Raw genomic sequence first — 24296 nt, 5'->3', positions numbered from 1 at the left:
ACTTCGGCTTTTTACGTGTTTAGTAGAATCCAACTAACAAAAAGGATAGATCGCCATGTCTGACATGAAGCATGACGTTGATGCTCTGGAAACTCAAGATTGGTTAGAAGCTCTTGAGTCAGTAGTACGTGAAGAAGGTGTAGAACGTGCACAGTTTTTACTAGAACAAGTTCTAGATAAAGCGCGTTTAGATGGCGTTGATATGGCTACAGGTATCAACACAAACTACATCAACACAATTCCAGCAGCGCAAGAGCCAGCTTACCCTGGTGACGTAACTCTTGAGCGTCGTATTCGTTCGATTATTCGCTGGAACGCAATCATGATCGTATTGCGTGCTTCTAAGAAAGACCTAGACCTAGGTGGTCACATGGCTTCTTACCAGTCAGCAGCAGCGTTCTACGAAGTTTGTTTCAACCACTTCTTCCGTGCTCCAAACGAGACGGACGGTGGCGATCTAGTTTACTACCAAGGTCACATCTCTCCTGGTATCTACTCTCGTGCATTCGTTGAAGGTCGTCTAACTGAAGAGCAGCTAGATAACTTCCGTCAAGAAGTTGATGGTAAAGGTATCCCGTCATACCCGCACCCTAAACTAATGCCTGAATTCTGGCAGTTCCCTACGGTATCTATGGGTCTAGGTCCGATCTCTGCGATCTACCAAGCTCGTTTCCTTAAGTACCTAGAAGGCCGTGGTCTTAAAGATACTTCTGCTCAACGTGTATACGCTTTCCTAGGCGACGGTGAGATGGATGAGCCAGAATCACGTGGTGCTATCTCTTTCGCTGCGCGTGAGAAACTAGACAACCTATGTTTCCTAATCAACTGTAACCTACAGCGTCTAGACGGCCCTGTAATGGGTAACGGTAGCATCATCCAAGAACTTGAAGGCCTATTCAAAGGTGCAGGTTGGAACGTTGTTAAAGTTATCTGGGGTAGCAACTGGGATTCTCTACTAGCTAAAGACACTACTGGTAAGCTTCTTCAACTAATGAACGAAACTATCGATGGTGACTACCAGACATTCAAATCTAAAGATGGCGCATACGTACGTGAGCACTTCTTTGGTAAGTACCCAGAAACAGCTGCACTAGTTGCAGACATGACTGACGACCAAATCTTCGAACTGAAGCGTGGTGGTCACGATTCTTCTAAACTGTTCGCTGCATTCAACAATGCAAAAGAGACAGGTGGCAAGCCAACAGTAATCCTAGCTAAGACAGTTAAAGGTTACGGCATGGGTGAAGCTGCAGAAGGTAAGAACATCGCACACGGTGTTAAGAAGATGGACATGACTCACGTACAATACCTACGTGACCGTCTAGGCCTACAAGACATCCTTTCTGATGAGAAAGTGTCTGAGCTTCCTTACCTGAAACTGGAAGAAGGTTCTGCTGAATACGAATACCTACATGCTCGTCGTAAAGCCCTACAAGGTTACACGCCAGCACGTCTGCCAAAATTCACTCAAGAATTCAAAGTACCAGAGCTAGAAGAGTTTGCTCCTCTACTAGGTGCACAGAAGCGTGAAATTTCAACGACTATGGCTTACGTACGTACGCTAAACATCCTACTGAAAGACAAGAACATCGGTAAGAACATCGTTCCTATCATCTGTGATGAAGCTCGTACATTCGGTATGGAAGGTCTATTCCGTCAGGTTGGTATCTACAACCCACACGGTCAAGAATACACACCTGAAGATAAAGGCATCGTTTCTTACTACAAAGAAGCAACATCTGGTCAAGTTCTTCAAGAAGGTATCAATGAGCTAGGTTCTATGGCTTCATGGGTTGCAGCGGCAACTTCATACAGCACGAACGACCTACCAATGATCCCGTTCTACATCTACTACTCTATGTTCGGTTTCCAACGTATTGGTGACATGGCATGGCTAGCAGGTGACCAACAAGCTCGCGGCTTCCTACTAGGTGCTACAGCTGGTCGTACAACACTGAACGGTGAAGGTCTACAGCACGAAGATGGTCACTCGCACATCCAAGCGAACACTATCCCGAACTGTATCTCTTACGATCCAACATTCGCTTACGAGCTAGCAGTAATCATGCAAGACGGTATCCGTCGCATGTACGGCCCTGAGCAAGAGAACGTTTACTACTACCTAACAGTAATGAACGAGAACTACGCAATGCCAGCAATGCCAGAAGGCGCTGAAGAAGGCATTCGTAAGGGTATCTACAAGCTTGAATCTCACGCTGGTGCTAAGGGCAAAGTTCAACTAATGAGCTCTGGTACTATCATGAACGAAGCGCGTAAAGCTGCTGAAATTCTAAGCGAAGAGTACGGCGTAGCATCTGACGTATTCTCTGTAACGTCGTTCAACGAACTAACTCGTGACGGCCAAGCAGTAGAGCGTGACAACATGCTTCACCCAGAAGCTGAAGAGAAAGTACCGTACATCACAACTGTACTTGGTAAAGAACCTGCAATCGCAGTGACTGACTACATGAAGAACTACGCTGAGCAAGTACGTGCTTACATGCCAAGCGAGTCTTACAAAGTACTTGGTACTGATGGTTTCGGCCGCTCTGACAGCCGTGCAAACCTACGTCGTCACTTCGAAGTTAACGCTGGCTACATCGTAGTTGCAGCTCTAACTGAACTGGCTAAACGTGGTGATATCGAGAAATCTGTAGTTGTTGAAGCAATTGCTAAATTCGATATCGACACTGAAAAAACAAACCCACAATACGCTTAATACAGCGCTTAACTAGAAGGTAAATAAGCAATGGCAATCGAAATTAATGTACCTGACATCGGTGCGGATGAGGTTGAAGTTACTGAGATTCTTGTAAGCGTTGGCGACAAGGTTGAAGAAGAACAGTCTCTGATCACTGTTGAAGGCGACAAAGCTTCTATGGAAGTTCCAGCGTCTCAAGCAGGTATCGTTAAAGAAATCAAAGTAGCTGAAGGCGATTCAGTTTCTACTGGTTCTCTTATCATGATTTTCGAAGCTGAGGCGGCCGGCGCTCCGGGTGCAGCTGAAGCTGCACCTGCTCCAGCAGCAGAGGCAGCTCCAGTAGCTGCTCCTGCAGCGGCAGCAGCGGCAGAGCTTAAAGAAGTTCACGTTCCAGATATCGGTGGCGACGAAGTAGAAGTTACTGAAATCATGGTTGCTATCGGTGATTCAGTAGAAGAAGAGCAATCTCTTCTAACTGTTGAAGGTGACAAGGCTTCAATGGAAGTTCCTGCACCATTCGCTGGTACAGTTAAAGAAATCAAGATCGCTTCTGGTGACTCAGTGTCTACTGGTTCTCTAGTAATGGTATTCGAGGTTGCGGGTTCAGCACCTGCAGCTGCTCCTGCTCCAGCGGCGGCAGCACCAGTTGCAGCGGCTCCAGCAGCGTCAGCTGAAAAAGAAGTAAACGTTCCAGACATCGGCGGTGACGAAGTAGAAGTTACTGAAGTAATGGTAGCGGTTGGCGATACAGTAGAAGAAGAGCAATCTCTAATTACTGTTGAAGGCGACAAAGCTTCAATGGAAGTTCCTGCACCATTCGCTGGTACAGTTAAAGAGATCAAGATTGCAGCTGGCGACAAAGTGTCAACTGGCTCTCTAATCATGACTTTCGTAGTTGAAGGCGCAGCTCCAGCTCCTGTTGCAGCACCTGCACAAGCAGCAGCTCCTACGGCGGCACCTGCACCTAAAGCTGAAGCTCCAGCGGCAGCAGCTCCTGCAGCTGCAGACGACTTCCAAGAAAACGGTGAGTACGCACACGCGTCTCCAGTTGTTCGTCGTCTAGCTCGTGAGTTCGGTGTAAACCTAGCGAAAGTTAAAGGTACTGGTCGTAAGAGCCGTGTACTAAAAGAAGACGTTCAGTCTTACGTTAAAGATGCACTTAAGCGTCTAGAGTCTGGTGCTGCGGCATCTGGCAAAGGCGGTGACGGCTCTGCTCTTGGTCTACTACCATGGCCAAAAGTTGACTTCAGCAAGTTCGGCGAAACTGAAGTTCAGAAGCTTTCTAAGATCAAGAAGATCTCTGGTGCAAACCTACACCGTAACTGGGTAATGATCCCTCACGTTACACAGTGGGATAACGCAGATATCACTGAGCTAGAAGCATTCCGTAAAGAGCAGAACGCAATCGAAGCTAAGAAAGACACTGGCATGAAGATCACTCCTCTTGTGTTCATCATGAAAGCTGTTGCTAAAGCACTAGAAGCGTTCCCAGCGTTTAACTCTTCTCTTTCTGAAGATGGCGAAAGCATCATTCTTAAGAAGTACGTAAACGTAGGTATCGCGGTAGATACTCCAAACGGTCTAGTTGTTCCTGTATTCAAAGACGTGAACAAGAAAGGCATTTACGAGCTATCTGAAGAGCTAATGGCTGTGTCTAAGAAAGCACGTGCTGGTAAGCTAACTGCAGCTGACATGCAAGGCGGTTGTTTCACAATCTCGAGCCTTGGTGGCATCGGCGGTACTGCATTTACGCCAATCGTAAATGCTCCAGAAGTAGGTATCCTAGGTGTATCTAAGTCTGAAATTAAGCCAGTTTGGAATGGTAAAGAGTTCCAGCCACGTCTTCAGCTTCCACTATCTCTATCATACGACCACCGTGTGATCGATGGTGCTGAAGGTGCACGCTTCATTACTTTCCTAAACAGCGCACTATCTGACATCCGTCGTCTAGTACTGTAATTGAGAAAGTAATTATTAAGGTGGCTTTCGGGTCACCTTAATTCTTTATATAAAGACTATTTTTAGAGAACAGTTCCCGCTTTTCTCATAAAGCGAAAGGGAAGTGTTGTCTAGCTCACAGGCTAACTTAAAGCTACTTTCACACTGTTAACATCTCTGTAAAATGTTGGCTGTTTGAAAGCCCAATAATTTTAAGAACATCTACTCAGCCTGTTAGGGATAATGACTACAAGAGGTCACAATGAGCAAAGAAATTAAAGCCCAAGTTGTTGTACTTGGTTCAGGTCCTGCTGGTTACTCAGCTGCATTCCGTTGTGCGGATTTAGGTCTAGAAACAGTACTAGTTGAACGTTACAGCACTCTTGGTGGTGTATGTCTAAACGTTGGTTGTATTCCATCGAAAGCTCTTCTTCACGTTTCTAAAGTAATCGAAGAAGCGAAAGCGATGGCAGAGCACGGCGTTGTATTCGGCGAGCCACAAACGGACATCAGCAAGATCCGTATCTGGAAAGAAAAAGTAGTAGACCAACTAACTGGCGGTCTTGGCGGTATGGCTAAGATGCGTAACGTAACAGTTGTTAACGGTTTCGGTAAGTTCACTGGTCCTAACAGCATCCTAGTTGAAGGCGAAGGTGAAGCAACAACAGTTAACTTCGATAACGCAATCATCGCTGCGGGTTCTCGCCCAATCAAACTTCCTTTCATTCCACATGAAGACCCACGTATTTGGGATTCTACGGATGCACTTGAGCTGAAAGAAGTTCCTGAAAAACTGCTTATCATGGGCGGTGGTATCATCGGTCTTGAAATGGGTACGGTTTACCACTCTCTAGGTTCTAAAGTAGACGTAGTTGAGATGTTCGACCAAGTTATCCCTGCTGCGGATAAAGACATCGTTAAAGTCTTTACTAAGCGCATCAAGAACAAGTTCAAGCTAATGCTTGAAACTAAAGTAACTGCAGTTGAAGCGAAAGAAGACGGTATCTACGTTTCAATGGAAGGCAAGAAAGCACCAGCTGAAGCTGAGCGCTACGATGCTGTTCTTGTTGCTATCGGTCGTGTTCCAAACGGTGCACTTATCGATGCTGAAAAAGCAGGTATCGAAGTTGACGAGCGTGGCTTCATCAACGTTGATAAGCAAATGCGTACAAACGTTCCTCACATCCACGCGATCGGTGACGTTGTTGGTCAACCAATGCTTGCTCACAAAGGTGTGCATGAAGGTCACGTAGCTGCTGAAGTTATCTCTGGTAAGAAGCACTACTTCGACCCTAAAGTAATCCCATCAATTGCGTACACTGAGCCAGAAGTTGCTTGGGTAGGTAAGACTGAGAAAGAAGCGAAAGCGGAAGGCCTAAACTACGAAGTGGCGACTTTCCCTTGGGCTGCTTCTGGTCGTGCAATCGCTTCTGACTGTGCAGATGGTATGACTAAGATGATCTTCGATAAAGATACTCATCGTGTAATCGGTGGTGCTGTTGTTGGTACTAACGGTGGTGAGCTTCTTGGTGAAATCGGCCTAGCAATCGAAATGGGTTGTGACGCAGAAGATATCGCTCTTACTATCCACGCTCACCCAACTCTACACGAGTCTGTTGGTCTTGCTGCGGAAGTATTCGAAGGTTCAATCACTGACCTTCCAAATAAGAAAGCAGTGAAAAAGAAGAAGTAAATACTCTTCATACTTGAAGCCGCAGCGTTGTTAACTGCGTAAGTTCACCCTAATTGCATAGAACTCCTATGCTCATAGGGCTGAACTTACTTGTTGCTTAGCTGCAACTCCAATTATTTTGAGTATATGTAGATTGTAAAAGCCGCTGATTCGTCAGCGGCTTTTTTATGCGTCATTATTAGTGAGCCATTTTACTAAAAGAGATCCCCAACTCGCTCGTCCCTCGCCTTGAGGATGACGGAGTGAGATGTTGGAGTTTGTCCTTTAGTTATTCTTGAGTGTGAACGAGCTGCAGCTCACTATTACCTTCTCGTTCCCGAGACTGGCGAAGGAGAAAAGAGGCAATCTCTGGCTTGAATCGCTAGTTTATTTCTTCGATGGTGAAGTGCAGGATCTCTTTAGAGCCATCATTCCTTAGATTGACGAAGGAGGGAGTTGGTAATCTCAGACTTGAATGACTGATTCATTTCTTCGACGGTGAAGTACAGGAGTTCTTTATATCCGTCATTCCCTAGACTGACGAAGGAAGGAGTAGGGAATCTCTTTCAACCAACCGCTATCTGATTGTAACAAAAAAGGATTGACGCAAACGCCAACCCTTTCAATAGTTTTAACCGAATCTCGAATCTCGAATCTCGAATCTCGAATCTCGAATCTCGAATCTCGAATCTCGAATCTACTTATAGATACACAACATGTTCAAGTAGCTGTCAGTTAAAGTCGACAACTCTTCATTGGTATCGACACGTTTCGCTTGGATAAATAGCGAGTAGCAGATGCCGTGGAACAGATTCGCAAGATGCTTAGGATCGTGATCGTCACACACTTCGCCGCGCTCAATCGCTTTACTAAACATGTTTTGTACCAACATTTGGTTAGTGCGGTTTGTCGTTACGAACAGTGGCCATACTTCGTCACGCGTCGATGCGCTCCATTCGAACCATACGTTCAACCAGTGGCTGTCTTGAGCGACTAGTGTCACCATTTCAGTCGCAATATTATGTAGGTTTTGTTTTGCGTGAATATCTAGATCGATATTGTCTGAAAGGAAGTTTGAGAATTGACGGACAACATGATTAAGCACTTCATCGACCAGATCTTCACGAGTAGGGAAGTAGTTAAATACTGTTGCTACTGATACCTGAGCGATATCTGCAATGTCAGCGTGACCACCACGGCCAATGCCGCGACGAGAGAATACTTCAAGCGCGATTTCCATCAGCTGAAGTTTTCTTTTTAAAGGTGAAAGCCTAGTTCTAGGTCTCTTAGAGATTGAGTCCATTTTATTTTCCTTGCCAACGATTTTTTATATTAATGATTTTATTATTATTTAAGCCAAGATGAGTGTAATGGTGCATATGCGAATGGTCAATCCTTTGAGCTTATTTAATAGACAGTTACATCAAACTTGATACATAAAGCGTGATCCACATTGATGTGAAAGGAGGCGACTATCAGACAAAGCACAAGTGCACATTTCATTGATAATCTGACAGTAAATTGGAACCATAAGGTGGTGTGGGTATTTGAGCAGTGCTAGACTTACGCACAAATTGAGCGGCACCAATGGCAAAACTGTCTACACTTGTCGCAATCACCAAACAAAATGAGAGCAGTATGAAGCATACAGTTGAAGTCATGATCTCTGAGCAAGAAGTTCAGGATCGAGTGAACGAACTAGGCAAACAGATCACGGAACACTACCAAGGCAGTGAAGATCTGGTTTTAGTTGGCTTATTACGTGGATCGTTTGTCTTTATGGCGGATCTTGCTCGTGCTATTGATTTAACTCACCAAGTTGATTTCATGACCGCGTCTAGCTACGGCAACAGCATGGAAAGCTCACGTGATGTTCGTATTTTGAAAGACCTAGATGACGACATCCAAGGTAAAGACGTTCTGCTTGTAGAAGATATTATCGATACTGGTAACACACTGACTAAGGTAAAAGAGATCCTGAGCTTACGTGGTCCTAAATCTATCGAGATCTGTACGCTACTAGACAAGCCTTCACGACGTGAAGTTGAAGTGGACACTAAGTGGATTGGTTTCGAAATCCCAGATGAGTTCGTTGTTGGTGTTGGTATCGACTACGCTCAAAAATACCGTCACCTGCCATACATTGGCAAAGTTGTACCGCAAGAGTAATCATTACGCTTGCCGACAGAATATATTAAAAAGCCCGCTTGATGCGGGCTTTTTGTATTTTGATTGAGATAATTAGCCTTGTTGGCTAAGAAGAGGCGTCGTTAAGATTTTATTGATAGCTTCTAAGTGGCTGTTCTCTAAAGTATCGTTACTAGAGCAGCGCACGCCAAGGTCTTGTAATTTGCCATCGCCAATACCATACACCACACCGTGGATCTCGACCTCTTGACCACGTTCCCATGCACTTTGCATAATGGTTGAGTTACCTAGGTTGTAAACCTGCTCTGCGACGTTAATCTCACAAAGCTTGTCACCCCACTGTTCACGTGGAAGCGCTTCGATCTCTTTACGGTATTTTAGGTAGTTATCGCGAATGTGAAGTAACCAGTTGTTGATAAGGCCAAGTTTCGGGTTATCAATTGCCGCATTAACACCGCCACAACCGTAGTGACCACAGACAATAATGTGTTTCACTTTAAGCACATCTACTGCGTACTGAACGACAGATAGGCAGTTTAGGTCTGTATGAACCACTTGGTTGGCCACGTTTCGGTGAACAAACAGTTCTCCAGAATATAAGCCAGTAAGGCGCTCGGCTGGAACTCGGCTATCTGAGCAGCCAATCCATAGAAAACCAGGGCTTTGACCCTCTTCAAGCGTTGTAAAATACTCAGGTCTTTCAGAGCGAATTTCTTCAGACCATTTGGAATTGTTCTCAAAAAGCTGTTTTATTTCTGGCATCTTGCTTCTTACATCCCTCAATTAAGATGCTTAACTATACACAATGTTACAAATTCAATCTCGTAAAAACTGCGTCAAAATGTACTCATCTGACGTGTTCTAGTACGGAAAATCATAAACTTAGCCCACTATCAATAATCCGGTTATAAGACATGAATAATGTGATTGAATTAACACTTTCTGAACACTTGATACATTTGTTAAAGTGATAAGGTTTGTCATTTCATCATCAGGAAGGTGTGTTTTGTTTGGAAGTCGTTTTACGGATATCAATCTCAAAGGGGATATGTTTGGCGGTGTAACTACAGCCATCATCTCATTACCTTTAGCATTGGCATTTGGCGTTGCTTCTGGCGCGGGAGCTGAAGCTGGCTTGTGGGGCGCCATTATGGTTGGCCTATTTGCAGCATTGTTTGGTGGTTCGAGTAGTTTGATTTCTGAACCTACCGGCCCGATGACGGTGATCATGACTGCCGTAATGACGAGTATGGTTGCGAAGTATCCTGAAACGGGTATGGCAATGACCTTTACTGTTGTGATGATGGCCGGTGCATTCCAGATATTACTTGGCACGTTAAAGCTAGGAAAATACGTCACTTTGATGCCATATAGCGTGATCTCCGGATTTATGTCGGGCATTGGCGTTATTCTGATTATCTTGCAGCTGTCTCCATTGTTAGGACATGCCGCTCCATCCGGTGGTGTAATGGGCACGCTCTCTGCTTTGCCTGATACGCTAGCAAACTTAAAAGTGAGTGAGCTATTTCTAGGTGCACTGACACTCGGTATTCTGTTTGGCTTCCCAGCTAAGTACCGTAAGTATGTGCCTGCGCAACTGGTCGCGTTGGTAGCCGTCACTCTTTTGTCCGTTATTTTCTTCGATACCGACTCTATTCGCCGTATTGGTGAAATCCCAGCAGGTCTGCCTTCTCTCGTTATCCCTACTATTAGCGCTGAGCAATTCACAACTATGGTTATTGATGCTTTAGTGCTTGGTACTTTAGGTTGTATTGATACGCTTTTGACCGCTGTTATTGGAGACTCATTGACTCGTAAAGAGCATGATTCTGATAAAGAGCTGCGTGGTCAAGGTATCGCAAATATGCTTTCCGGCTTGTTTGGTGCATTGCCAGGTGCGGGTGCTACCATGGGCACTGTAACCAATATTCAGGTGGGTGCGCGCTCTCCACTGTCAGGTGTGATTCGAGCATTAGTATTGGCGTTAGTGGTTTTGGTCGCTGGTGGGTTGACAGAACCTATCCCTATGGCTGTGCTGGCGGGTATTGCGATGTATGTAGGCTTCAACATTCTCGATTGGAGTTTCATTCAGCGTGCGCACAAGGTCAGTTATGCGGGCATGGGCGTCATGTATGGCGTAATGCTGCTAACCGTATTTGTTGACCTGATCATCGCGGTTGGATTGGGCGTATTTATCTCGAACATTCTGATTATTGAAAGATTGAGCCGTGAGCAAGCCAGACAAGTTAAGGCGATCAGTGATGGTGATGATGAAGACGATATCCCATTGACCGACAGCGAACGTCAGCTACTGGATAATGCCAACGGCAAGGTTTTGTTCTTCTATCTATCAGGGCCGATGATCTTCAGTGTCTCAAAGGCGATTTCACGTCAGCACTCAAGTATTTCTGATTACGAAGCAATGATTTTAGACTTAACCGATGTACCTATGATTGATGTTACGGTTGGTCTTGCGCTAGAGAATGCAATCAAAGATGCGCTAGACGCTCAATGTGAGGTGTACTTGTTGTGTCCGAATGAGAACACTCGTCAACAGTTGGAGAAGTTCCACGTAATTGATTTAGTACCGGAATCGAACACATATCGCTTCAGATATGAAGCCTTGACGGCCGCAACAAGCTACGTTGAGAGAGACGAGCACCAATTTGAATCGGTTTAATACTCTTACTAATTCACTGTGCCTGAACAATAGTTATCAATATTGGTCATGAATTTCTAATAACGGAAAGTACCGCTAAGTTAATGTCTTAGCGGTATTTTTTTGTCTGTGATATTCGATATAGGGCTTTATGCAGCCTTAGTTCTTTTAAGTTTTATAACGAAACCGTTAATCGACATTTGTATTCATCGTCATTCAACGATAAACTTGTTTGCAAAATGGCCGCGTACATTATCTTGAGCTAGTTCAACTGGTTCATTTCAGGTTTCGTTCTCTTCATCCTGTCCGGCTAACCACACTATTTATAGCAAATGGCAATCATCTCTATGTATGCATTAGAAATTGAGCAATTAAGAAAAACTTATGCTGGTGGCTTCGAGGCACTTAAAGGCATCAGTTTACAGGTAGCAAAAGGTGACTTTTACGCGCTACTTGGTCCAAATGGTGCGGGTAAGTCCACCACCATTGGCGTTATCTCTTCGTTAGTAAATAAAACCTCTGGCAAGGTTAAGGTATTCGGCTACGACATTGATACCGATCTTGAGCTGGCAAAGCAGAACCTAGGCTTAGTTCCTCAAGAGTTTAACTTCAACCCGTTTGAAACGGTTGAGCAGATCGTTTTGCAGCAAGCGGGTTACTACGGTGTGCCTAAATCTCTGGCAAAAGAGCGAGCGAAAAAATACCTATCTCAACTCGATTTGTGGGAAAAACGCGGCGAACGTGCACGTAACTTGTCTGGTGGTATGAAGCGTCGTTTGATGATTGCTCGTGCATTGATGCATGAGCCACAGCTGCTGATTCTTGATGAGCCAACTGCAGGTGTCGATATTGAACTGCGCCGCTCGATGTGGGAATTCCTCAAAGAGATCAACGAGAAGCAGGGCATTACCATTATCTTGACCACGCACTACCTAGAAGAAGCGGAAATGTTGTGTCGCAACATCGGCATCATTAATCGTGGTGAGTTGATTGAGAACACCACCATGAAAGCGCTACTGGGTAAGTTGAGCGCCGAGACCTTTATTTTAGATCTTGAAGAGGGCGCGACTGAACCTAAGCTAGAAGGCGTGAACAACCAAGTCTTGGTGAATGGTTCTTTAGAGATCGAAATTGATAAGAACCTAGGTTTGAACACCATCTTTGCTCAGTTGAGTAAGCAGAATGTGAAAGTCCTCTCGATGCGTAACAAAGCTAACCGTCTAGAAGAACTGTTTGTAAGTATCGTGCGTGAGGGGAGTAAATAATATGTACAGCCTATATTGGACCGCTTTTCGCAGCTTGCTGACCAAAGAGATCAACCGTTTTACTCGTATTTGGGTGCAAACGTTGGTTCCACCTGCGATTACTATGACGCTCTATTTCATCATCTTCGGTAACCTGATTGGTGCGCGAATCGGTGAAATGAATGGCTTTAGTTACATGGAGTACATAGTGCCGGGTCTGATCATGATGTCGGTAATTACTAACTCGTACTCGAATGTGGCTTCATCGTTCTTTAGTGCTAAATTCCAAAAGAACATTGAAGAACTGCTGGTTGCCCCTGTACCAAACTACGTGATCATTGCTGGTTTCGTGATGGGTGGTGTGGTGCGCGGCCTATTGGTCGGTACTATCGTGACCTTTGTTTCTCTGTTCTTCGTTGACCTTCAGGTTGATCACTGGGGCGTGATTATTGCGACCGTTTTCCTAACATCGGTGGTATTTGCGTTAGGTGGCCTTATCAACGCGGTATTTGCACGTACGTTTGATGATATTTCAATTATCCCAACCTTCATTCTGACGCCGCTTACTTATCTTGGTGGTGTGTTCTACTCGATTAGCCTGCTGCCTGAGTTTTGGCAGGGTGTGTCGAAGTTGAACCCGATTGTCTACATGGTGAATGCGTTTAGATATGGCTTCTTGGGTGTGTCTGATGTGGGTATTGTGACGTCGTTTGGCGTACTAGGTGTGTTTATCGTTGTACTGTATGGCATTGCACATTACCTAGTGACTAAGGGCATCGGTTTACGCAGCTAACTCCGGCGCCCCTGAATCGCAGGTAAAGAAAAAGGTCGATACTACATCGACCTTTTTTGTCTCTTTTATTTGAGAGTCAGCACGCTACTCAGCGGTTTCTTCTTTCACTTCTTCTTTGGTTTCCGCTACCAAGTCGAGAACTTGGTTGTCGATAAGACGCGTCTTACCTAAGAAAGCCGACATAAGAATCACAGCTTGAGTCGATTCTGAAGTGATGGCTTGCAGAGTTTTAGCATCACAAATGAAAATTTCATCTGGTTGCAGATCTGCTGCGCGAAGCTGGTCTGTCGCATCTTCAATCACTGATGCGTAGTCATCACGTCCACCACGAATTGCGCTGCTGATCCAACGCATAGTGCGCGCTAGAACCGGGGCACGTTGGCGCTCATCAATAGTCAGATTGCTATTGCGAGAGCTCATTGCTAAACCGTCCATTTCACGAACCGTTGCAACGCCTACAATTTCAATGTCTAACGCTAAGTCAGTTGTCATTTGGCGAATGACAGCAAGTTGCTGGAAGTCTTTCTCGCCGAAGCATGCAAAATCTGGCTGAACGATGTTAAACAGCTTAGTGACAATCGTCGCTACGCCACGGAAATGACCTGGACGAGACGCACCTTCCAACATGTGAGATAACCCTGGTACTTCAACAAACGTCTGTTTGTCTAGGCCATCTGGGTACATCACTTCTGGTGTCGGTGTAAATACCAGTTCAACGCCTTCGCCCGTTAGTTTGCTTAGATCCGCTTCTAACGTGCGAGGGTAGTTGTTCAGGTCATCGGCACGATCAAACTGCATCGGGTTAACAAAGATGCTTACCACGACGATGTCTGCTAGTTCACGAGCCTTCTTTACTAGAGTAAGGTGACCTTCATGCAGGTTTCCCATCGTCGGAACAAAAGCAACCGTACGTCCATCACGCTTAAACTGTTTAATCTGCTCACGAAGAGCCGCTATTTCAGCAAAAGTTTGCATACTTACTCCTAAGCGATTGTATGAGCATCATCAGGGAAGCGTGCGCTCTCTACTTCTTCTTTGTATAGAGCTACTGCTTTGCGCATGTCACCTGTTTCTGCTAGGAAATTCTTAGAGAACTTCGGCATGTAGTTCGCAGAAATACCGAACATGTCATGCATAACCAAGATCTGACCATCGGTAACATTACCTGCACCGATACCAATAACTGGTACGTGACAAGCTTCTGTAATTCGTTTTGCCAATGAAGCAGGTACACATTCAAGTAGAACGATTTGAGCACCTGCGTTTTGTAGCGCTAGTGCGTCAGCAACCATTTTATCCGCTTGGTCGTCATCGCGACCTTGAACCTTGTAACCACCAAAGATGTTCACAGATTGCGGCGTTAAGCCTAAGTGTGCACATACTGGTACTGCGCGTTCTGTTAGCATCTTCACAGTATCAACCAACCAGCTTCCGCCTTCGATTTTTACCATGTTCGCGCCAGCACGCATCAAGGTAGCTGCGCTCTCACAAGCTTGCTCTGGAGTCGCGTAGCTCATGAAAGGCATGTCAGCCATAAGAAGACAGTTCGGGCTACCAGCACGCACAGAGCGAGTGTGGTAGGCGATGTCTTCAACACTTACTGGTAATGTGTCGTTATGGCCTTGTAGAACCATACCCAGTGAATCACCGACAAGCAGAACAGGCATCTCTTGGCTTTCGAATAACTGAGCAAAGCTCGCATCGTAAGCTGTTGACGTCGCGAATTTACGGCCTTCACGTTTACACTTGATCAGGTCGTTAATGGTTACTTTTTTCATTGGTTTTCCTTAATGCGCCTGGCTATTGCTGCCAAACATTGAGCCCGTTTTTATCTACAATTTTCAGTAGTTCTGTCAGCTCAGTCCCATCAGGGAGTTGTAAACTTGGTGCGATTTCAGCAAGCGGGTAGAGTACAAACTCTCGTTCTTTCATTCCGTAATGAGGAACGGTTAAGCGCTCTGAATCGATCACCTCATTGCCGTACAGCACGATGTCGAGATCCAAGGTTCTTGGTCCCCAGCGTTCGTCTTTACGGACACGCCCTTGCTCTAACTCGATTTTTTGAGTGCAATCAAGCAGTTCAATAGGCGTTAATTCGGTTTTAATCGCGACTACCGCATTGATGTAGTCCGGTTGATTTTGCGGTCCCATTGGAGTGCTACTATATAGCTGAGAGGTCGCAATAAACGTTGATCGCGGTAGGCTTTTTAGTGTTTCGATAGCCAAATTTGCTTGGCTAACTGGGTCGGCAAGGTTGCTGCCGACCGCAATATAAGCAGTTGTCATTCGGCTTGCTTACTCTTTTTGTTTCGGTAAGTCTTACGGCGACGATGACCTGACTTTGATGGCGCCGCTACGTCGTTAGCCATTGCTTGACGCATATTGCGACCAGCTGTCTGATAGCGCTCCCACCATTTAGCTAACTCTTTTGTCTCGCCACCTTCAATCTCGCCACGCATCTCTAAGAAGTCGTAGCCAGCGCGGAACTTGTTGAGCTCCATTAGGCGAACGGCACGCTTACCGTTACGGCGAGGTAATCGCAGTTGCAGTTGCCAAACTTCGCGAATGGTTGCTGTGTGGCGACGAGGAATAGCAATGGATTTTACTTGCTGATCCAGAATGATGTTACTCGCTTCCATGATCGCATCGTAGTGTGCCATGCCTTGCTCAGAGACAAGCTTGTCTGCCAGTTTGTTCATTGGGTACCAAAGAATCGCGGCAAACATGAACGCTGGGTTTACTCGCTTACCATCTTCGATACGAAGGTCGGTAGAGTCGAGCACCAAATCAAGCATCTGCTCAGTCGGTGAGTCGTAATCTTCAGTGAAGTACTCAGCTACTGCTGGGAACATCTGCTGGAATAGGTTGTATTCACGCATCAGGTGGTAGGTCTCTAAACCGTAGCCTGATTGAAGCAGTTTTAGAGATTCTTCGTAAAGACGTGCTGCTGGGATGTCTTTTAGAAGGTGCGCCAAACCTTCAATTGGGTCGGCGGTGTCTTCTTCAATGTCAAAGTCCAGCTTCGCTGAGAAACGCATTGCACGCAGCATACGTACAGGGTCTTCACGGTAGCGTGTCTCTGGATCGCCAATTAGGCGGATCAGCTTGTCTTCTAAATCTTCTACACCACCTGCGTAATCGTGGATGCTGTAGTCTGCAATGTTGTAGTACATCGCATTGATCGTGAAATCGCGACGCTCTGCATCTTCATCAACACTGCCGTACACGTTGTCGCGTAATAGCATGCCTTCTTTCGATTGTGCAGATACGTTTTTAGATGGCTCTTGATGGTGACCTCGGAAAGTTGCCACCTCAATGATGTCACGACCAAACATGATGTGTGCCAAGCGGAAACGACGGCCGATTAGGCGGCAGTTTCGGAAAAGGTTCTTGATCTGCTCTGGCGTAGCGTTGGTCGCAATATCGAAATCTTTTGGTTGAGAGCCAAGTAAGATATCACGAACACCACCACCGACTAAAAATGCGTCAAAACCCGCACCATTCAGGCGATATAGTACTTTTAGTGCGTTATCGCTGATCTGCTTACGTGAAATATTGTGCTCTTGGCGAGTATAAATATTCAGTGCTAGTTCGTGGAATCCGCGTTGTTCGCTTGGGGTATTGTCGTTTGTATTCATTAGTTTAGAACAAAGTAGGTATCGCCAACTTTGTTTTTCTCTTAGTCCAAAGTGGTAGTGCAGAGTTTAATTGCGGCTAATAATAGCTTAGCGCGAGCCATTTGAGAACATCGTCTGCTTAACCACAGTGGTTGGTTATGGCATTTTTGTGTTTCGTTTTTACTATTTGCCGTTAGTTTTGAGCTAATTGCAGTGTTGTTTTTGTAAACTATCAGGTAATTGAGCAACGTTCCATTGCTGGCAGCCCCATGCCAATATCTCATCGATTGAAGCCTCACAAACAGCTTTAGGAACCTCAAAGCCTAAGAACTGCATGGCATTGAGCAGTGTTGGTTTAGGGTTATCGAGGTCAATAGCGGTAGCGTGGTTTTGCTTTGACAGTTTATTGCCAGACGCATCGGTCGCTAACGGCAAGTGCAAGTAGCTCACTGTGTTTTGTTTCAGTGTCTTATAAAGACTGATTTGGCGGCCGGTAGGTTCGATGAGATCCGCGCCTCTCACCACCTCAGTTACGCCTTGCTTGATATCATCAAGTACCACAGCCAAGTTATAAGCAAATAAGCCATCGCGGCGTTTGATGATGAAATCTTCTTCTGCCAGTGCCTTAGGGATTTGAATGGTGCCATGACGGACATCGTCGAATGACTCGACAGGGAAATCCATACATAAGCGCACGGCTTGCTCGCCAGTATCCGTTAATCCTGCCTGTCGACAATGGCCATTATAGAAACCACCCAAGGCTTTTATCTGTTTGCGCGTGCATTGGCAGTAGTAGGCTTGGTTGTCAGCCACCCATTGATCAATTTGCGCTTGGTATAGGTCGTGACGTTGGCTCTGATAAACGACTTTACCATCCCAAAATAGGTGGTATGCCTCAAGCGTCTTAAGAATTAGGTCTGCAGCGCCAGCCATCTCTCTTGGCGGATCCAGGTCTTCCATACGGACTAACCATTGCCCCTGATGAGATTTTGCCTGGAAGTAGCTGCCAAGAGCGGCAACCAGTGAGCCAAAATGAAGAGGACCTGACGGTGATGGTGCAAAGCGCCCGATATAATTCATATGTGAACAACCTAATCTAGAGGATACCGCAGTAGCCGATTCTTAAGACGTTTAATGTGGTTTAATGCATGCAGTGAGTACTGTTGTTGCTTAGCACTCGTTTTAACACTGCTCATTGCTATCTAAGGTATCTCGCTTGGGCAGCAAACAAAAAAGGGAGCCAAAGCTCCCTTTCTTTACATCCGCAAGCATTAACCTTGCATCTGTTTCTCTTTGATCTCTGCAAGTGTTTTACAGTCAATACAAAGGTCAGCAGTTGGGCGAGCTTCAAGGCGACGAATGCCAATCTCGATACCGCAAGAATCACAGAAGCCGAAATCATCTTCTTCGATCTTGTCTAATGTCTTCTCAATTTTCTTGATTAGACGACGCTCACGGTCACGGTTACGTAGCTCTAGGCTGAATTCTTCTTCTTGAGAAGCACGGTCAACTGGGTCTGGGAAATTCGCTGCTTCGTCCTGCATGTGGTGCACAGTACGATCAACTTCTTCCCTGAGCTGGTTGCGCCAAGCTGCTAAAATTTTTGTAAAATGTTCCGTTTGCTCAGGTGACATGTATTCTTCACCTGGCTTTTCTTGGTACGGTTCAACACCTGCGATGGCTAGGATGCCTAGCGCTTTTTTCTTAGATTCTGGCATACAGCATCTCCTATTTACACCTAGTCAACTGCAAAGCAGCTAATTTTAAGGCGGGTATCTATAGCAGAAAGAACGAATGGTGGCAAATACTCTTATTCAAACTTGCAATCAATGTGATTTGTTCAACATCTTTGTTTAGTTATTGATAAATTCAACAGATTGTTTTAGTTGTATTTGAGTACTGCTGAGCTCTGCTTTGTAGCAAAGCACTTCAACTCCAGCGTCTTGTGCTTGTTTTAGTAATAACGAATATTTGGCGTCTATATGGTGTGCCGCAGACACTTTTTCAATACCTGAATGTAAAACAGTGAATAAAAGTACGGCTCTATTTCCAGATTCGACCATTTCTGTGAGTTCACGCAGATGTTTTTGGCCTCTGGTTGTCACTGCATCAGGGAAAAAACCTTGCCCCTCAGTTGAGGTCTCTTGTTCATCGAGCAAGGTGACGCTTTTTACTTCGATATAGCAAGGCGGCTTCTCGTTATCTTCAAGCAGAATGTCAATTCGACTATTCTCGCTACCATACTTCACTTCGGTTCGTAACGCGTTATAACCTAAGAGTTCAACTATAGTCTTATTTTCAATTGCTTCCACTGCTAGCTGGTTTGCTCGCGCAGTATTTACACAAATCCGGTGACCTTTGTCTGTTTCTGAGATCTCCCAGCTGTTTGGGTACTTTCTTTTTGCATTATCGGAGGTTGAATACCACACAGTGTTACCCGGAGTCGCGCATCCTGTCATCGCTCCAGTGTTGGCACAGTGAATAGTTCGCTCGCTGCCGTCGGGAAGTTTGATGTCAGTGAGGAAACGTTTGTAGCGTTTGATAAGAGTCGCTGACTCTAATGGTGGATTGAACTGCATATTACTTATTTAGACGGGTAGGTTTTTATGTACAATGTTGCCAACATTACACCACAAGGTTCTCCCATTGCCACAACTGCCCATAGAAGCTGTGATGCCAGATCTTCTCGCTGGCTTAGAAACACACACTCAACTTATTCTAAAGGCCGCTCCCGGTGCGGGTAAGTCAACATTCTTCCCTTTACAGTTAGTTAAGACCAAAGCCGTTCAAGGCAAAATCATCATGCTTGAACCAAGGCGGTTGGCTGCAAGAAATATTGCGGCTTACTTAGCGAGCCAATTGGGAGAGAAGGTGGGGGAGAGCATCGGTTTTAGAGTTCGTGGCGAATCTAAAACCAGCAGTGCAACTCGCTTAGAGATCGTTACCGAAGGGATCATGACCAGAATGATCCAAACTGACCCTGAACTGACTGGGGTCGATATGGTGATCTTCGATGAATTCCATGAGCGCAGTATTCATGCGGATACGGCACTGGCGTTTAGCTTGGAGATCCAAGAAGCGCTGCGTGATGATCTGAAAGTGATAGTGATGTCGGCCACCTTAGACCAGCAAGCTCTGCAATCCTTGTTGCCAGAGGCTAAGTATGTTGAGTCGCAAGGTCGCACCTTTCCGGTTGAATTCCGTTACCAGCCCTTGGGTACTAATGATTACTTGGCGCCTAAAATGGCTAATGTGATTCGTTCTCTGATGGAGAAGGAGTCGGGGTCACTATTGGCGTTCTTACCTGGAGTATCTGCAATAAAGCAGGTAGAAGCTCAATTAGAGAACTTAGCCAGTGACATTGATGTATGCCCTCTATACGGGCAGCTTAACTTTTCTCAGCAACAGAAGGCGATTGCACCATCGGAGAAAGGACGCCGCAAAGTGGTATTGGCTACCAATATCGCTGAAACCTCTTTGACTATCGAAGGTATTCGATTAGTGGTGGACTCAGGGCTTGAAAGAGTCGCTAAGTTTGATTTGAAAACTGGTATCACTAAGCTCGAGCAAGTCAAAATCTCACAGTCTTCCGCTGAGCAGCGCGCAGGTCGTGCAGGGCGAATTGAAGAAGGTCTGTGTGTTCGCTTGTACAGCGAAACGCAGTTAATACAGCAACCCGCTGTACCTGAGCCTGAAATTCTCCACTCAGACCTCTCCTCGCTGGTGGCAGAGTTGACCCAGTGGGGCGCTGCAAATGCGGATGAACTGCAATGGCTTGATATTCCGCCACGTGCCTCTATAGAGCAAGCTAGGCAATTGTTGCAAAGCCTTGAGCTATTAGACCCCCATGGTCAGTTTACTTCGTTAGGTAAGCAAGCGCAGCGATTAGGTATTGAGCCGCGTATCGCCAGTATGCTGATCAAAGCGCAGCAGGGCAGCCAAGCCATGTTGAATGTTGCTATTGTTGCCGCTGCGTTGTTGGAAGAGCCAGAGCGCAATGTCTCGGATATTCAGCATTCGCTACATAGGCTAAAGCAGAGAAAGCACACGAAAAATAGCGTTGTGATGCAGCGAGCGAAAAATCTCGCTAGCAAACTGAATCATCACTTAGATTTGTCACAACTTGACGAATCATTGCTACCATTGGTGCTTTGTTTTGCATTCCCAGATCGAATAGCTCAAGCGAGAAGTGCTAACAGCAATGCTTTTCTGCTAGCAAATGGTCACGGCGCAGAGGTGCGCGATGATGATCCGTTGGCAGGCAATGAGTATATCGTGGTGATTGATTTGATGCGTAGTACTGGGCGTGCTAGTCAGATCTTCTTAGCGACACCCGTTGATATTGCACAGTTAGAAGACGCGTTTCCTAAGCTTTTTGTTTGTTCTGATTATGCCGACTGGGATGAAAAACGTGGCAAATTAGTTGCCGAGCAGCGAGTTGCTTTGGGTAAGCTGGTTATCAGCACTAAGACTTTACCTGAGCCGGACGTAAGTCAGATTAGCCAAGCGCTGTTGAATTACATCGCTCGATGTGGACTGGACCGTTTACATTGGACGCCAACGGCGAAGCAACTTGTTGAACGCGTGCGTTGCGCTCAGCTTTGGATGCCAGAACATGATTGGCCTGCGATGGATGACGCGAGCCTAGTAGAACATCTTGATACTTGGTTATCGCCGTATTTGAACGGCGTTAAATCTGCGAAAGGGCTGGCAAACGTTTCGATTGAGCAGGCACTGTCGGCGTATCTCGGTTGGCCTCTGAATCAAGAGATTGACCAGTGGCTGCCAACACATTATCTGATGCCTACAGGCAGTAAAAAAGCGATCCGATACCAGTATCAATCTGAACCCGTGATCTCGGTTCGAATGCAAGAGGTCTTTGGTGAACAAGACTCACCATTGATAGCCCTAGGGCGTAAAAAGGTTGTGCTTGAATTACTTTCTCCTGCACAGCGCCCATTACAAATTACTCAGGATTTAGCTGGCTTTTGGGCTGGCGCGTACAAAGAAGTGCAAAAAGAGATGAAAGGTCGTTACCCAAAACACCCTTGGCCTGATGACCCTGCTAACCATGTTGCAACCACTAAAACCAAACGACAGTTGAACCGATGATGACCAAAATGTTAACGCCAAAAAAGGCACCACCTAAAAAAGCGCCAGCAAAGAAGTCACCAGCGACCAAAGCTAAACCAAGAAAGCCGAGAGCGACGGCCAAGAAAGGTAAATCAAAAGCGAAAAAGGCAGGTAACAGAGGTTGGTTAAAGATCTTGTGGGGCATCGCGTGGAAAGCGGGCCTAGCACTGGCTGCATTGCTATTGTTTGTTGGTATCTATCTTGACTCTGTGGTGAAGCAGCGCTTTGAAGGCCAGCTGTTTGATTTACCAACGGTTGTTTATGCGCGTGTGTTGGATTTATCTCCAGGTACTCAGGTCAGCCTTGTTCAGGTGAAGAATGAACTGGATGTGCTGAATTATCGTAAGGTGAGCTCCCCTCGTCATCCTGGTGAGTATTCATCTTCATCAACTAAAATTGAGATGATTCGTCGTCCGTTCGAGTTTGTCGACGGGCCGGAAGCTGATCGTCACGTGATGCTGCACTTCAATGGTAATGAGTTAACTCGTATTCAGTCGCTAGAGAAGAAAGGCGACATGGGGTATTTGCGTGTCGAACCTAAGATGTTGGGCATGCTTGAGAAAAGTAACGATGAACAACGTCTGTTCTTAAAACGTAACCAATTTCCAGAGGTGATGGTTGATGCCTTGCTCGCGACGGAAGATAGAAACTTCTATCAGCACGATGGTGTTTCACCTCTAGCGATTGCTCGTGCGATGGTGGTTAACGTCAAGGCTGGGCGCACTGTACAAGGTGGTAGTACGCTGACACAGCAGCTCGCGAAAAACCTGTTCCTATCTAGTGAACGTACGCTTTGGCGTAAGATTCGTGAGGCTTATATCGCGCTTATCTTGGATCATCGCTACAGCAAAGACCGTATTTTAGAGGCTTACTTAAACGAGGTTTATCTTGGTCAAAATGGCGGTGAAGCGATTCACGGCTTTGGTTTGGCTTCGCGCTTGTACTTCGGCCAACCGATTCAAGAACTGCGTATTGATCAGTTAGCCTTGCTGGTGGGCATGGTGAAAGGACCATCGTATTACAACCCGGTTCGCTACCCTGAGCGCGCTAAAACTCGACGCGATCTGGTTCTGCGTTTGTTGATGCAACAAGATATTTTGACCCCAAGACAATATGAAGAAGCAGCAAGCCGTGATTTGGATATCCAAGACAATCCGCGCATTGCCAGCCGTCAGCCTGCTTATTTCCAACAGGTCAATATCGAGCTGAAAAAGTATGTTGGTGATAGGTTCCAAGCTAAGAAAGGGATACGTGTCTTCACCTCTTTGGATCCGGTTTCGCAAGACAAGCTAGAGAAGTCGATTGCTCGCAAGGTGCCTGAACTATCGAAAACGGCAGGTGATAAATTAGAGGCAGCAGCGATCGCGGTAGATAGAAACACTGGTGAAATCCGTGCAATGGTCGGTGGTAAGCGTACTGGTTATGACGGCTTTAACCGTGCCTTGAATGCAAGCCGTCCTATCGGTTCTTTGGTGAAACCGGCGGTTTATTTAACCGCACTTGAGCAGCCAGAAAAGTACACGCTTGCGACGACTTTGATGGATACACCACTCAGCTTGAAAGGCAGTAAGGGCAGCGTATGGAGCCCGAGAAACTTCGACCGTAAGTTCCGCGGAGAAGTGCCTTTATATGTGGCACTGTCTAAGTCTTATAACGTACCAACTGTGCGTCTAGGGATGCAGTTAGGCATTGATAAGGTCTCCGATACCATAGGTAAACTGGGTGTCGATAAAAATGAAATTCGCCCAGTACCATCGATGTTTTTGGGGGCGTTCTCTCTGACACCATTCCAAGTGTCTCAGATGTTCCAGACGATCACTAACTCTGGCCGTATCGCACCTTTGTCTGCGCTCCGCTCAGTGGTTGATAGTGACGGTGAGGTTTTATACCAATCAATCCCTCGAGTATCGCAGCGCGTTGATCAGCAAGCCGCTTGGCTAACCACTTACGCAATGAAACGTGGTGTATCGGAAGGGACGGGGCGATTCCTACAGAACCAGTTTGCATGGGCAGGGCTGGCCGGTAAAACAGGTACCAGTAATGACAGCCGCGATAGTTGGTTTGTGGGTGTTGATGGGCGCGAAGTAACAACCATCTGGCTTGGACGTGATGACAATAAACCGACAAAGCTTACTGGTTCTAGTGGTGCATTGCGTGTCTACGCTGATTACTTGAAGCAGAGAACGCCTGAACAGCTACTACTGCCATGGCCAACCGGAATCGCAACCGCGAGCTTCACTCGTACGTCTGACGGTGCGTTGGAGTTTGACTGTGATGGCGCAGTTAAATTGCCGGTTTGGGATGAAAATGGAAACATTAAAAAGAGCTGTGAAAGTCAACCAAAACAGTGGCTAAAGAAGCTTTTTCAATGGTAAAGTCATAACAGAAAAC

Annotated in this window: 18 protein-coding genes; 9 read left to right on the top strand and 9 right to left on the bottom strand. The window is 46.0% G+C overall.

Going from position 1 to position 24296, the window contains the following annotated elements; all coding sequences use genetic code 11:
* The first annotated feature begins 55 nt into the window (after nt 1-55).
* The 3 genes from aceE (at nt 56) to lpdA (ending at nt 6332) form a co-directional block, all read left to right on the top strand.
* Complete coding sequence (aceE, locus tag F0251_RS19915) at nt 56-2719, top strand: pyruvate dehydrogenase (acetyl-transferring), homodimeric type (RefSeq protein WP_061032475.1); 2664 nt, start codon at nt 56-58, stop codon at nt 2717-2719.
* A gap of 30 nt (nt 2720-2749) precedes the next feature.
* Nucleotides 2750-4660, top strand: a complete 1911-nt coding sequence (gene aceF / locus F0251_RS19910) for a pyruvate dehydrogenase complex dihydrolipoyllysine-residue acetyltransferase (protein ID WP_171731668.1) — start codon at nt 2750-2752, stop codon at nt 4658-4660.
* A gap of 241 nt (nt 4661-4901) precedes the next feature.
* Entirely contained in the window at nt 4902-6332 is a 1431-nt protein-coding gene (lpdA, locus tag F0251_RS19905; RefSeq protein WP_004738171.1) for a dihydrolipoyl dehydrogenase, read from the top strand.
* 676 nt (nt 6333-7008) lie between these two features.
* Here lpdA and F0251_RS19900 read toward each other — a convergent pair.
* Nucleotides 7009-7614, bottom strand: coding sequence for a LuxR/HapR/OpaR family quorum-sensing transcriptional regulator (locus tag F0251_RS19900; protein WP_004738173.1), 606 nt, complete (start codon nt 7612-7614; stop codon nt 7009-7011).
* A 335-nt stretch (nt 7615-7949) separates the two neighbouring features.
* Between F0251_RS19900 and hpt the strand changes: the two genes are divergently transcribed.
* Complete coding sequence (gene hpt / locus F0251_RS19895) at nt 7950-8480, top strand: hypoxanthine phosphoribosyltransferase (protein WP_061032638.1); 531 nt, start codon at nt 7950-7952, stop codon at nt 8478-8480.
* Nucleotides 8481-8552: 72 nt separating this feature from the next.
* Here hpt and can read toward each other — a convergent pair whose 3' ends face one another.
* Nucleotides 8553-9221, bottom strand: a complete 669-nt coding sequence (gene can, locus F0251_RS19890; protein WP_008222714.1) for a carbonate dehydratase — start codon at nt 9219-9221, stop codon at nt 8553-8555.
* Nucleotides 9222-9507: 286 nt separating this feature from the next.
* Between can and F0251_RS19885 the strand changes: the two genes are divergently transcribed.
* The 3 genes from F0251_RS19885 (at nt 9508) to F0251_RS19875 (ending at nt 13155) form a co-directional block, all read left to right on the top strand.
* The gene (locus F0251_RS19885; RefSeq protein WP_008222712.1) at nt 9508-11139 is read left to right on the top strand and encodes a SulP family inorganic anion transporter; all 1632 of its coding nucleotides are present in this window, start codon (nt 9508-9510) and stop codon (nt 11137-11139) included.
* Between the two features lie 326 nt (nt 11140-11465).
* Nucleotides 11466-12383, top strand: a complete 918-nt coding sequence (locus tag F0251_RS19880) for an ABC transporter ATP-binding protein (protein WP_105057577.1) — start codon at nt 11466-11468, stop codon at nt 12381-12383.
* A gap of 1 nt (nt 12384) precedes the next feature.
* Entirely contained in the window at nt 12385-13155 is a 771-nt protein-coding gene (locus tag F0251_RS19875) for an ABC transporter permease (RefSeq protein WP_004738182.1), read from the top strand.
* Nucleotides 13156-13239: 84 nt separating this feature from the next.
* Here F0251_RS19875 and panC read toward each other — a convergent pair whose 3' ends face one another.
* From panC to sfsA, 7 genes are all read right to left on the bottom strand, one after another.
* Nucleotides 13240-14130 (bottom strand): pantoate--beta-alanine ligase, encoded by an 891-nt coding sequence (gene panC / locus F0251_RS19870; protein WP_102426163.1) that lies wholly within the window; start codon nt 14128-14130, stop codon nt 13240-13242.
* An 8-nt stretch (nt 14131-14138) separates the two neighbouring features.
* A complete protein-coding gene (gene panB, locus F0251_RS19865; protein ID WP_004738184.1) occupies nt 14139-14933 on the bottom strand; it encodes a 3-methyl-2-oxobutanoate hydroxymethyltransferase in 795 nt (264 codons plus the stop codon).
* Nucleotides 14934-14955: 22 nt separating this feature from the next.
* Entirely contained in the window at nt 14956-15441 is a 486-nt protein-coding gene (gene folK / locus F0251_RS19860; RefSeq protein WP_171731667.1) for a 2-amino-4-hydroxy-6-hydroxymethyldihydropteridine diphosphokinase, read from the bottom strand.
* Nucleotides 15438-16793 carry a polynucleotide adenylyltransferase PcnB gene (gene pcnB, locus F0251_RS19855; protein WP_061032480.1) on the bottom strand — a complete coding sequence of 452 codons (1356 nt, stop codon included), beginning with the start codon at nt 16791-16793 and terminating at the stop codon, nt 15438-15440. Before pcnB ends, folK begins: the two co-directional genes overlap by 4 nt.
* A 183-nt stretch (nt 16794-16976) precedes the next feature.
* Nucleotides 16977-17852, bottom strand: coding sequence for a tRNA glutamyl-Q(34) synthetase GluQRS (gene gluQRS, locus F0251_RS19850; RefSeq protein WP_061032481.1), 876 nt, complete (start codon nt 17850-17852; stop codon nt 16977-16979).
* 191 nt (nt 17853-18043) lie between these two features.
* Complete coding sequence (dksA, locus tag F0251_RS19845) at nt 18044-18490, bottom strand: RNA polymerase-binding protein DksA (protein WP_004738189.1); 447 nt, start codon at nt 18488-18490, stop codon at nt 18044-18046.
* A 135-nt stretch (nt 18491-18625) separates the two neighbouring features.
* Entirely contained in the window at nt 18626-19351 is a 726-nt protein-coding gene (gene sfsA / locus F0251_RS19840; RefSeq protein WP_105057575.1) for a DNA/RNA nuclease SfsA, read from the bottom strand.
* A gap of 94 nt (nt 19352-19445) precedes the next feature.
* On the opposite strand from sfsA, the gene hrpB reads away from it, so the two are divergent.
* Nucleotides 19446-21884 (top strand): ATP-dependent helicase HrpB, encoded by a 2439-nt coding sequence (gene hrpB, locus F0251_RS19835; RefSeq protein WP_253821642.1) that lies wholly within the window; start codon nt 19446-19448, stop codon nt 21882-21884.
* A complete protein-coding gene (gene mrcB / locus F0251_RS19830) occupies nt 21881-24280 on the top strand; it encodes a penicillin-binding protein 1B (RefSeq protein WP_061032484.1) in 2400 nt (799 codons plus the stop codon). The genes hrpB and mrcB overlap by 4 nt, the downstream gene beginning before the upstream one ends.
* The last annotated feature ends 16 nt before the right edge of the window (nt 24281-24296 follow it).

The sequence above is a fragment of the Vibrio sp. 070316B genome (genome assembly GCF_013114115.1).
In the GTDB taxonomy this organism is placed as follows: Bacteria; Pseudomonadota; Gammaproteobacteria; order Enterobacterales; family Vibrionaceae; genus Vibrio; species Vibrio chagasii_B.
Note: the sequence above shows the minus strand (reverse complement) of the source record. Positions and strands in the feature narration are given on the sequence as shown.

What these genes read in the sequence shown, in the direction of transcription:
- aceE (WP_061032475.1), top strand. Translation starts at nt 56, where the DNA reads ATGTCTGACATGAAGCATGACGTTGATGCTCTGGAAACTCAAGATTGG.
- aceF (WP_171731668.1), top strand. Translation starts at nt 2,750, where the DNA reads ATGGCAATCGAAATTAATGTACCTGACATCGGTGCGGATGAGGTTGAA.
- lpdA (WP_004738171.1), top strand. Translation starts at nt 4,902, where the DNA reads ATGAGCAAAGAAATTAAAGCCCAAGTTGTTGTACTTGGTTCAGGTCCT.
- F0251_RS19900 (WP_004738173.1), bottom strand. Translation starts at nt 7,614, where the DNA reads ATGGACTCAATCTCTAAGAGACCTAGAACTAGGCTTTCACCTTTAAAA.
- hpt (WP_061032638.1), top strand. Translation starts at nt 7,950, where the DNA reads ATGAAGCATACAGTTGAAGTCATGATCTCTGAGCAAGAAGTTCAGGAT.
- can (WP_008222714.1), bottom strand. Translation starts at nt 9,221, where the DNA reads ATGCCAGAAATAAAACAGCTTTTTGAGAACAATTCCAAATGGTCTGAA.
- F0251_RS19885 (WP_008222712.1), top strand. Translation starts at nt 9,508, where the DNA reads ATGTTTGGCGGTGTAACTACAGCCATCATCTCATTACCTTTAGCATTG.
- F0251_RS19880 (WP_105057577.1), top strand. Translation starts at nt 11,466, where the DNA reads ATGTATGCATTAGAAATTGAGCAATTAAGAAAAACTTATGCTGGTGGC.
- F0251_RS19875 (WP_004738182.1), top strand. Translation starts at nt 12,385, where the DNA reads ATGTACAGCCTATATTGGACCGCTTTTCGCAGCTTGCTGACCAAAGAG.
- panC (WP_102426163.1), bottom strand. Translation starts at nt 14,130, where the DNA reads ATGCAAACTTTTGCTGAAATAGCGGCTCTTCGTGAGCAGATTAAACAG.
- panB (WP_004738184.1), bottom strand. Translation starts at nt 14,933, where the DNA reads ATGAAAAAAGTAACCATTAACGACCTGATCAAGTGTAAACGTGAAGGC.
- folK (WP_171731667.1), bottom strand. Translation starts at nt 15,441, where the DNA reads ATGACAACTGCTTATATTGCGGTCGGCAGCAACCTTGCCGACCCAGTT.
- pcnB (WP_061032480.1), bottom strand. Translation starts at nt 16,793, where the DNA reads ATGAATACAAACGACAATACCCCAAGCGAACAACGCGGATTCCACGAA.
- gluQRS (WP_061032481.1), bottom strand. Translation starts at nt 17,852, where the DNA reads ATGAATTATATCGGGCGCTTTGCACCATCACCGTCAGGTCCTCTTCAT.
- dksA (WP_004738189.1), bottom strand. Translation starts at nt 18,490, where the DNA reads ATGCCAGAATCTAAGAAAAAAGCGCTAGGCATCCTAGCCATCGCAGGT.
- sfsA (WP_105057575.1), bottom strand. Translation starts at nt 19,351, where the DNA reads ATGCAGTTCAATCCACCATTAGAGTCAGCGACTCTTATCAAACGCTAC.
- hrpB (WP_253821642.1), top strand. Translation starts at nt 19,446, where the DNA reads ATGCCAGATCTTCTCGCTGGCTTAGAAACACACACTCAACTTATTCTA.
- mrcB (WP_061032484.1), top strand. Translation starts at nt 21,881, where the DNA reads ATGATGACCAAAATGTTAACGCCAAAAAAGGCACCACCTAAAAAAGCG.